This is a genomic window from Dyella silvatica, assembly GCF_026283955.1.
Classification (GTDB): Bacteria; Pseudomonadota; Gammaproteobacteria; order Xanthomonadales; family Rhodanobacteraceae; genus Dyella_C; species Dyella_C silvatica.
Genome location: NZ_JAPDPE010000062.1, coordinates 21,115 through 29,957 on the forward strand (window position 1 = coordinate 21,115; position 8,843 = coordinate 29,957).

The window sequence follows — 8,843 nt, forward strand, 5'->3', positions numbered from 1 at the left end:
TCATCGTCATGAAAAAACGCCAACTCGGAACCAGCGGCCTGCAAGTATCGGCGATGGGACTCGGCTGCATGGGATTGAGCTACGGCTACGGGCCGGCCACCGACAAGCACACGGCCATCGCGCTGATTCGCGCCGCCGTCGAACATGGCGTGACTTTTTTCGACACGGCGGAAGCCTACGGCCCATTCACCAACGAGAGCTTGCTGGGTGAGGCCTTGGCGCCTTATCGAGACCAGGTGGTAATCGCCACCAAGTTCGGCTTCAAGGATGGCGATGTAAATCTCGGCCTGGACAGTCGGCCGCAACGCATCAGGGAAGTGGCCGAAGCTGCGCTCAAGCGCCTCAAGACCGACCGCATCGATTTGTTTTACCAGCATCGTGTCGACCCGAATGTGCCGATAGAAGACGTCGCCGGCGCCGTGAAGCAGTTGATTGAAGCAGGCAAAGTGCAGCACTTCGGCCTCTCCGAAGCCGCTGCGCAAACCATTCGCCGCGCCCATGCCATCCAGCCGGTCGCCGCACTGCAAAGCGAGTACTCGCTGTGGTGGAGAGAGCCCGAAGCGGAGATCCTCCCGACGCTGGAAGAACTTGGCATTGGCTTGGTCCCCTTCAGCCCGCTCGGCAAGGGTTTTCTTACCGGTGCCATCAGCGAAAACACGACGTTCGACAGCACGGACTTCCGCAGCATCGTGCCTCGCTTCACGCCAGCGGCACGAAAAGCAAACCAGGCCCTGGTCGATCTGCTTGGCCAGATCGGCGCACAGAAAAAGGTCACCTCGGCGCAGATCGCCCTGGCCTGGCTGCTGGCTCAAAAGCCCTGGATCGTACCTATCCCCGGCACCACCAAACGGCATCGCCTGGATGAAAACCTGGCGGCAACCGAGATCGAGCTGTCAGCCGACGAGTTGCGCCACATCGAAAGCGCCGTCTCCGCTATCCCCGTGCAAGGAGCCCGATACCCAGAGCACCTGCAGCAGCGGGTCGGTCGTTGATCAAAGACCCTCTCGGGCTGGCGAACAGGCTCGTCGGCTCGGTGTACGCAAGGCTGACCTGTCCGCCTCCGGCAAGAACCGAACGTAACGGCGCGTAGCCTGCCATGCCAACGGCTACTTCGCCATGCGGTGCGAAACGTAAAACGAAATGTCAGTGCAGGTTCGCTGAGCCGTGTCGCGCTATCCCATGACATGCCGCCATGGGATAGCGCGACACACGGAATTACTTGCCGCCGTAAAGTGCGGCGGCGTCGGCCTTGAAGGCGGCGGCGCTGGCGTCACGGCTGTAGAACATATGGCCGCCCGGATACACCGACAGCTTGACTCGCTGAGCCTGACCGAAGCTGGGCAGCTGATCGAGCACCAGTTGTGAAGTAAAGAACGGGCAGGACAAATCGTTGTAGCCGTGCGCGATCAAGACCTTCATATTCGAATCGTTGGCGATCGCCTTGCGCAGATCGGCCACCGGTTTGTCGTCGGTCTCGCCGCGATCCCAGTCTTTGTTGACTTCGTAGGACAAGGCCGCATAGTGCGCATCGGTCTTCCAGCCCACTTCGCGGGTAACGAAATCCACTATCGCGCTCGTGGTAGGAGCAATCAGCGATTCCAGAATCGGGTCGCCCGATGCACGATGCGCCGAGCCCGGGAAGGGATCCCAGGCCGTGACGTTGGAGTCGTACACGCTGCCGATCTTTTTGTCAGAGCGATGTACTTCGCGCAAAAAAGTATCGATATCGACCCGGCCATCAAGCTTAGTGACCAAGGCCTGATCCAGGCCGGTGTAGCCGGCCACCTTTTGCACGATGCGATTGATCGCGCCAGGGTCGGAGCGGCCAGCCAGGAAGTCAGTGACGAACTGAGTGCGCACATACGACTGGACATCGGCCATCGCGGCCGGGGTCAGCTTGCCCTGGCTTTCCAGGTGCGCCGCCGCCATCGACGGCAGATTGATCATCCAGGGCAGTGGCGACAAGGCATCGCCGTCGCCGATGGCGGCCGGATCGAGATACGGCGAAACCATTACCAAGCCGCTGACACCCACACCCATTTGCGTCTGCAAGGTGTAGGCAATACGCGGTGCGCGATAACCGCCGTAGCTTTCGCCCATGACGTACTTGGGTGCGCGCAGGCGGCCGTGCTGCACTAGCCAGTCATACACTACGCGCGACAGATACTTGATATCCGCCTCGGTCGAATAGAAGTCTTTCTTGGTGGCGCCCTCGTCTTCGAGCGAGCGGGAAAACCCGGTGCCGACCGGATCGATAAAGACCAGGTCGCTGAGATCCAGCCAGGTATCGGGATTGTCGCTGGAGATCGCCGCATCGGAGGGCATATTGCCCTCCACGCCGAACTGAATGCGTTTAGGACCGATCGCCCCCATGTTCAAGAACACCGAGGACGCACCCGGCCCACCGTTGAAAGCAAAGGTAACCGGACGGCGCGCATTGCCGCCAGGGACGGTATAGGCGGTGTAGACCACCTCGGCAATCTTCTTGCCCTTGGCATCGCGTACCGGAATGACACCGACGGTCGCGTCATAAGACAGCGTGCGGCCACCGATCCGGATGCTTTGATGAATGGTCTTGTCAGCCGGCAGCGGTGGCATGTCCATATCGGACTTTTTGTCCGCGCTCGCCTCGGCATTGGGCTTGCTGTCGGCCGCCGCTGCCACCCAGGGCGACAAGGCCAGACTCGCGGATAGCACACAGGCGCAGCACGCGGCACGCATAAAACCAGGCAGCTGAAGATGACGAATCATGGGGCGTCTCACACGTAGCTTTTAAAAACGGCGCGGATCTCTCCCTTCCCCGCATCTGAGCGACCGAGGACCGACTCACGCCACGTACCAACGCTAGGTATGACGTAAGTTGGCGCTTGCCGGACAGTGCCTGAAGGCACAGATACGCGCCCGGATGTGCCGCTATCGTTGTCGCCAGTCCCGTTCACGCCCTCACGGCGATGCGGCAATCCGAGCCAGCTGCTTGCGTCGAACTCCTCGCCATCGACATGAATCTGACACCGCATGGCCAGTTCGATCGGCGAGAATGCGCCATCCGATGGGCCGGGCATGCCCGGAGCCAGTGCCGCGCTGTCGACGGATATCGTGCGGCCAGCGTCGGCTTATCCGAACCGAGATAAGCGTCTTCGCGGCGGCGATCGGCTGCCCTGGAACACCACCGCGGATACCAGCGGATATCAAGCAGGACCGGCAGCAGGCTTCGCAGCTTAGCTTGACCAGCAGCCGTCGCCGACTATCGTCAACAGCAAACGGAGCATCAGGTGGACAAGACGACAAGCGGCTGGATGCATGGGCTGGTGGGGGTGATCATCTTCAGCGGATCGCTACCCGCGACACGGGTGGCGGTCATGTCTTTCGACCCGGTGTTCCTGACGGTTGCACGCGCGGCCATCGCGGGCCTGCTGGGCCTTGCATTGCTTTGGATGTTTCGCGAGAAGCGTCCGCAGCGCGCCGACCTGTTGCCGCTGACTATAGTTGCCGCTGGTGTTGTCATCGGCTTCCCCTTGCTCACGGCGCTGGCGCTCAAACACATCACCTCCGCGCATTCGGTCGTCTTCATCGGCCTGTTACCACTGGCGACCGCGGTTTTCGCGGTGCTACGCGGCGGTGAGCGTCCACGCCCCGCCTTCTGGCTGTTCTCTTGCCTTGGCAGCGCTCTGGTTGCCGGGTTTGCGCTATCGCAAGGGGGTTCGGCATCGCCGACCGGCGATTTGCTGATGCTGGCAGCCATCGTGGCCTGCGGACTCGGCTATGCCGAAGGCGCCAAGCTGTCGCGCCGGCTGGGTGGCTGGCAGGTCATCTCCTGGGCGCTAGTGCTGGCGTTGCCGATCATGTTGATGCTGATGCTCAGCAGCATGCCGCCATCGCTTGCGAATGTCAGTGAGCCGGCATGGATCGGGCTGGCCTATGTCTCGCTTTTCAGCATGCTGATCGGCTTCGTGTTCTGGTATCGAGGGCTGGCGCTCGGCGGTATCGCCGCCGTCGGACAATTGCAGTTGCTGCAGCCCTTCTTCGGTTTGACGCTTGCTGCAAGCCTGCTGCACGAACAGGTCAGCCCAAGCATGCTGGCCATTACCCTCGGCGTCGTGCTGTGTGTGGCGGGGGCGAGGATGTTTGCCAAGTAACATCGTGCAAAGATCCCGCCCAAATACGACGCCTGGCTGATGCGTTGAAGCGGCCATGCATCGGCCAGCGCTGCGCCAGCTCCCTTTCAAGCTGCTCTGGACTTATTTACTGTCTGGCCTTGCATGGCGATCATCTGGCTGATGACGCGCAGACATTCGGCGGCTACACCTCATCAGGCTGCAGGTCGGCAAGCGCACCCTGTCGAATGCCTCCCAACATCGCTAGTGCGTAGGTTGAAGTGAACCCAAGCAAACCCCAACACGTTGCAATCACTCACCATATGGGGCATCACTTCGTTCAGCCCGACTTACTTGCTATTCGGAAACCCTACTTAGGCATATGTTCAGCTCGGTGTCTTACACCGGAGACGCGTTCCGGCTCAACTGCATAGAGACTGCCGTTCTGCGACAAACTCATCTCCGCTTCCTACCTTTGGTTGGCTCGCGCATGATTTGACAACGTAGTAGAGCACCTCGCCGGTGGAACGATCGCCAACGTTGCTTATGACCGGAGCTGTCGGGCGCGCCTTTTAACTTGGGTCCTCTTGGAGCGAAAGCGGACGTTAGAAGCCTGAAACTAGATTGACGCCCATTCGATACTCAGGCCTTCGGTGCCGCTTTGCTTGCAACCGTACCAACGGGAGTTATCAAAGCGGCAATCTCCGTCCAGGTTGTCCTTCGTGAAAAGACAGTTGTCGAAGGTGCACTCGACGAGTCGACACCCGGAAAAGAAACTTCCTCTGAAGATGCAGTTTCGGAATGACACACCGACGAGCGCGACACCGTTGAAGAACCCCCAGTACAGCTCGCAATCCTCGAATGTGCAGTCGATGAAGTTAGAGGTTATGCATCCCCCTTCCATGTCGAAGCCGCGAAATTCGCAAAACCTGAATGTGAGTTCCTCCCAAGATATATGTCTTGGAAGATCCTTTTCGAAGATTTCACTTTGAATTTGCATGTGCCCTCCCTGCGATCTCAAAGAATGCCCTCAAGCCCAATGCCCTTCCACCTGACTAAGGTCTACCTTGAGTGACGGATACAGACCTTCACAGCTTGCCGGGTATCGAACGCGCTCACAAGAATCAGCTAACGACCCAAACCCCGTCTTTCAGGGCGAGAAAAAATTGGCAGTAATGCCCGCAACAATATAGGCGACGAAAGCGATGGTAAGCACAAGGTTCGCCCCACTGATACAGCGAAGCATGGTAATCGTCGATTTAATGTGGTCGGGGGCGTCTGCAAAAAACAGCGCCCGAAGCCGCACCGGGCCAGTCCTCAGGAAAATCTGATCTGCCGCCGAATTGAACAGCTTCTTTGCATAGTCGGGTGCGGCCTGCTCAATCTCATACTTGCTTCCATTGGCCACAAATAATTCGACGATATGCGTGCCGAGCAGACAAAAAAACAGCAAAGCTGGATACATGGCCACGTCTTGTTGAGCGGATGGTAAGCATAAGCTCCGGCCTCGAACCGCGTACTGAGGAAACATCCACCTCGATCGAGGGCAGGCATTCGCGGTCGCCGATCATAGCCAGCATCCAGCAGGCCGAACAGCTTCAGTCGGCGACTAGGTCCCTGCAACCTCCAACCAACGAAGCCGATCTTCCTCCGCGCGACTTAAACCGCTTGATCGCTCTTCTTGCGCGCGCGGAAGGCGGCGACCTTCATGCGGTTGCCGCATAAGCTCATGCTGCACCAGCGGCGGCGGTGCGATTTGGTCCGGTCGTAGAACCATAGCGTGCAATCTGCGCTTTCGCATTGGCGCACCATGTTGAAGTCACCTTCGACCAGCAGCGTCGCCACGGCTTCTGCAACAGGCAGCAGCAGCGCTTCGACCGTGGCGGCGCGCTGGCGTCGCTCAGCATGCAGCTGCCCGCCTGTGCCCCAGACCAGCTCCTGGTACGAATTGCCAAGACTGAGCAGGCGATTTAGCGCCGTGATGTCGCCGGCCCTCCCCGCCTTGCGGTTTTTCAGCAACCCAAGTGCGCTCTCGCGCAAAGTCAGCGCAGCTTCCAGCAACGCCCCGGGGCGCGCGTCGACACCCTGCATCGACGTTGGCAGGCCGGCAAGCCGCAGCCAGTCGATGACTTCTGCGTCGGTGCTCAGACATTCGCGGTGTTCGTCACCGATACCAAAGGCGCTGTTGGCGAAATCCAGCGCCAGGTCATCACCCACAAACAGGGCGGCGGACGGGTGGGTATGCGGCTCGGACGTGGCGCTCATGGCTTTTACCTTGGGAGTGGCATAACTGTAACTTTTAAAAAATCTCTTGACTAGTTACAGATGGGGGACGTAACCTCAATTTGCAATTATTAAAGGTTACGTACTCCACACATCGGGAATCTTCGCCATGTTCATATCTCGCTTTGTAACGAGCGCCCTGGTCACCATGGCCATGCTGGGCGGCAGCCTTAGCGCCACGCCGGCCAAGGCAGATGCCAGCACCTCGGCAGCAGCGCCGCGGGTCAGCTTTCACTATGTCGAGGTTCAAGGCATCAAGCTGTTTTATCGGGAGGCTGGGGATCCCAAGGCGCCGGCCATCTTGCTGCTGCACGGCTACCCCACGTCGTCGCATATGTATCGCGACCTCATACCCTTGCTGGCCGATCGCTACCACGTCATTGCGCCGGACCTGCCCGGCTTCGGTTTCTCCGATATGCCCGATCGCAAGCAGTACAGCTACACCTTCGAACACTTGGCCAGCACCATCGATGCGTTTACCGACACCATCGGCTTGAAGCGGTATGCGATCCAGGTGTTCGATTACGGCGCACCGGTCGGCTGGCGTCTTGCGGTGGCCCACCCGGAACGCATCACGGCCATCGTCTCGCAAAACGGCAACGCCTATGAGGAAGGGTTGAGCACCGGCTGGAACCCGATCCAGAAATATTGGAAGGAGCCGACGCAGGCCAATCGCGAAGCATTGCGCGAGTTTCTCAAGCCTGAGTCCATCAAGTGGCAGTACACCCATGGCACAGCGGATGAAACCCTGGTCGCGCCGGAGTCTTACACGCTGGATTCCGCGCTGTTCGCACGCCCTGGCAGCGATGAGATCCAGCTCGACCTGATGCTCGACTACGCCAGTAACGTGGCGCTATATCCAACATTCCAGGCTTACTTCCGTAAACAGCATCCGCCGCTGTTGGCGGTATGGGGCAAGAATGATCCATTCTTCCTGCCGGCCGGTGCCGAGGCGTTCAAGCGCGACAATCCACGCGCCGAAGTGCATTTCTACAACACCGGCCATTTCGCATTAGAGACCAACGGCCGCGAGATCGGTGCGGAAATTCACCGCTTCCTGGATCGCTATCTACTGCAACCGCCGCAGCAGAAATAAGCGACCGTTGGCAGCAGGAAAGATCGGAATGGATGGCTTAGTGCTCCGATGGAAAGCTAAGCCATCTACGCAGGCGGCGATGAGTTGGCCATCCATAAATCCCATCGCACGACTCAAGCCATGGGCGCGATAAACCGGGTATCAGGGCAGCTCAAGGGCCAGATGCCGTGGCGACAACGCGCGCAAAAAATCGCTGGCGTCGAAAGCCTGCCCGGCAGCCAACACCCCACGCTGCAGGAAAGACGCATCGAGTACGCGCTGTGTCGCCTCTACCACCAGCGGCGCGGAAACCGCGTAGATATCTTGTCCACTTACCACCGCACGACGCTCCTGCTGGCCTGAGCGCACCCTCGCTTCAAGCAAAAATATTTGTGCTGACCGCCCGCTGGCGTCGACGCTGACCGGTAGCGACAGATCGGTATCGGCAAGATCGCGAAGCGGCGCCTGCATCATGTAGGTATGCAATTGGCGGGTCTGTACATGGCCGGGAATGGTCACGCTATCGGCAGTGACAAAGTCCGCCACGACGGTCTGCTTTCCAAATGGCGGCGGAGAAGTCCAATCGACAATAGGCGCACTATCAGAGCGAAGCTGCAGGCGATGATCGGTAAAAACCAGGCGCTGCCCTCCGCGACGCTGCCTTGAAGTTTGCGAGGTGGCGCGCGTACCCAGCGTCGGCCTCCAACTGCTAAGCGCAAACGCGAGACTGATCTCATCGACGGCCTGCCAGTCGCCCATGGCAGCGGTCGCCAGCAAATCACCCAGGCCGCCATAAAAGGCAATCGACGGCACGATGACCATGCCTGCATCGTTGGCACGGCTGGTGTATTGCGCAAAGGCCGCGACGGCCACTTCCACCTCAGCCGCCACATCGAGATAGGGAATTCGTGCGCGCAATGCCGCTTCGATAACCGGCGCGGAGGTCAGCATGAATGGCCCGGCCGCATTGATGACCGCCGCCGAACCATGCAGGGCACGATCGAGGGATGCGGTGTCGTCAACCGAGGCCGGCCGTATTTCCAAGCCAGGGTAGGCACGCCCCAGCTCCTCCAGTTTTTCCAGGCTTCTGCCGGAGAGCACCGGGGTCAGCCCGCGTGTGCATAGCTCCGCCACGATGAAGCGTCCCGTGTGGCCGTAAGCACCATATACGGTGACCTTTTGATTCGAAAGCATAGTGAAATCCAGACGATGGACGGCTTGCTGGTAGGCCCGGCCACAGCATGACTAAGTAACCGGGACGCTTAAGTACGGGTGATATCAGCTGGAGGTCGCCTCGCCAAAGCAAACATTAGTCTGGCGACCGCCTGGCGTGCTGCCTGCGATGGCGAGGCGATTAGTTCAGCGCTGCCGCGGCGCTGGCCGCCCAATGC

The 8,843-nt window shown here is 59.6% G+C and carries 9 protein-coding genes; 4 read left to right on the forward strand and 5 right to left on the reverse strand.

Translation table 11 applies throughout. The features are described from left to right. The first annotated feature begins 8 nt into the window (after positions 1 to 8). On the forward strand, positions 9 to 992 hold the full coding sequence (locus OUZ52_RS13215; RefSeq protein ID WP_266158872.1) for an aldo/keto reductase: 984 nt from the start codon (positions 9 to 11) through the stop codon (positions 990 to 992). A gap of 223 nt (positions 993 to 1,215) precedes the next feature. Here OUZ52_RS13215 and OUZ52_RS13220 read toward each other — a convergent pair whose 3' ends face one another. Next, positions 1,216 to 2,751: a S10 family peptidase gene (locus OUZ52_RS13220; protein WP_266158873.1), complete on the reverse strand. Its 1,536-nt coding sequence runs from the start codon at positions 2,749 to 2,751 to the stop codon at positions 1,216 to 1,218. A gap of 264 nt (positions 2,752 to 3,015) precedes the next feature. Between OUZ52_RS13220 and OUZ52_RS13225 the strand changes: the two genes are divergently transcribed. Together OUZ52_RS13225 and OUZ52_RS13230 are read left to right on the forward strand one after the other, a co-directional pair. Then, entirely contained in the window at positions 3,016 to 3,222 is a 207-nt protein-coding gene (locus OUZ52_RS13225; RefSeq protein ID WP_266158874.1) for a hypothetical protein, read from the forward strand. A gap of 50 nt (positions 3,223 to 3,272) precedes the next feature. Further along, the gene (locus tag OUZ52_RS13230) at positions 3,273 to 4,136 is read left to right on the forward strand and encodes a DMT family transporter (RefSeq protein WP_266158875.1); all 864 of its coding nucleotides are present in this window, start codon (positions 3,273 to 3,275) and stop codon (positions 4,134 to 4,136) included. A gap of 577 nt (positions 4,137 to 4,713) precedes the next feature. On the opposite strand, the gene OUZ52_RS23030 is transcribed toward OUZ52_RS13230, so the two are convergent. The 3 genes from OUZ52_RS23030 to OUZ52_RS13240 all read right to left on the reverse strand — a co-directional run bounded on the left by OUZ52_RS23030 (position 4,714) and on the right by OUZ52_RS13240 (position 6,359). Then, entirely contained in the window at positions 4,714 to 5,094 is a 381-nt protein-coding gene (locus tag OUZ52_RS23030) for a pentapeptide repeat-containing protein (RefSeq protein ID WP_425493841.1), read from the reverse strand. A gap of 150 nt (positions 5,095 to 5,244) precedes the next feature. Further along, positions 5,245 to 5,559: a hypothetical protein gene (locus OUZ52_RS13235; RefSeq protein ID WP_266158876.1), complete on the reverse strand. Its 315-nt coding sequence runs from the start codon at positions 5,557 to 5,559 to the stop codon at positions 5,245 to 5,247. Between the two features lie 194 nt (positions 5,560 to 5,753). Continuing rightward, positions 5,754 to 6,359 (reverse strand): CGNR zinc finger domain-containing protein, encoded by a 606-nt coding sequence (locus OUZ52_RS13240; protein WP_266158877.1) that lies wholly within the window; start codon positions 6,357 to 6,359, stop codon positions 5,754 to 5,756. A 127-nt stretch (positions 6,360 to 6,486) separates the two neighbouring features. Between OUZ52_RS13240 and OUZ52_RS13245 the strand changes: the two genes are divergently transcribed. Beyond that, a complete protein-coding gene (locus OUZ52_RS13245; protein ID WP_266158878.1) occupies positions 6,487 to 7,473 on the forward strand; it encodes an alpha/beta fold hydrolase in 987 nt (328 codons plus the stop codon). Between the two features lie 141 nt (positions 7,474 to 7,614). Here OUZ52_RS13245 and OUZ52_RS13250 read toward each other — a convergent pair whose 3' ends face one another. Next, the gene (locus OUZ52_RS13250) at positions 7,615 to 8,646 is read right to left on the reverse strand and encodes a saccharopine dehydrogenase NADP-binding domain-containing protein (RefSeq protein WP_266158879.1); all 1,032 of its coding nucleotides are present in this window, start codon (positions 8,644 to 8,646) and stop codon (positions 7,615 to 7,617) included. Positions 8,647 to 8,843: the final 197 nt, after the last annotated feature.

Excerpts from the sequence above, each read along its gene's own strand:
- OUZ52_RS13215 (WP_266158872.1), top strand. The coding sequence starts at position 9 with ATGAAAAAACGCCAACTCGGAACCAGCGGCCTGCAAGTATCGGCGATG.
- OUZ52_RS13220 (WP_266158873.1), bottom strand. The coding sequence starts at position 2,751 with ATGATTCGTCATCTTCAGCTGCCTGGTTTTATGCGTGCCGCGTGCTGC.
- OUZ52_RS13225 (WP_266158874.1), top strand. The coding sequence starts at position 3,016 with ATGGCCAGTTCGATCGGCGAGAATGCGCCATCCGATGGGCCGGGCATG.
- OUZ52_RS23030 (WP_425493841.1), bottom strand. The coding sequence starts at position 5,094 with ATGCAAATTCAAAGTGAAATCTTCGAAAAGGATCTTCCAAGACATATA.
- OUZ52_RS13235 (WP_266158876.1), bottom strand. The coding sequence starts at position 5,559 with ATGTATCCAGCTTTGCTGTTTTTTTGTCTGCTCGGCACGCATATCGTC.
- OUZ52_RS13240 (WP_266158877.1), bottom strand. The coding sequence starts at position 6,359 with ATGAGCGCCACGTCCGAGCCGCATACCCACCCGTCCGCCGCCCTGTTT.
- OUZ52_RS13245 (WP_266158878.1), top strand. The coding sequence starts at position 6,487 with ATGTTCATATCTCGCTTTGTAACGAGCGCCCTGGTCACCATGGCCATG.
- OUZ52_RS13250 (WP_266158879.1), bottom strand. The coding sequence starts at position 8,646 with ATGCTTTCGAATCAAAAGGTCACCGTATATGGTGCTTACGGCCACACG.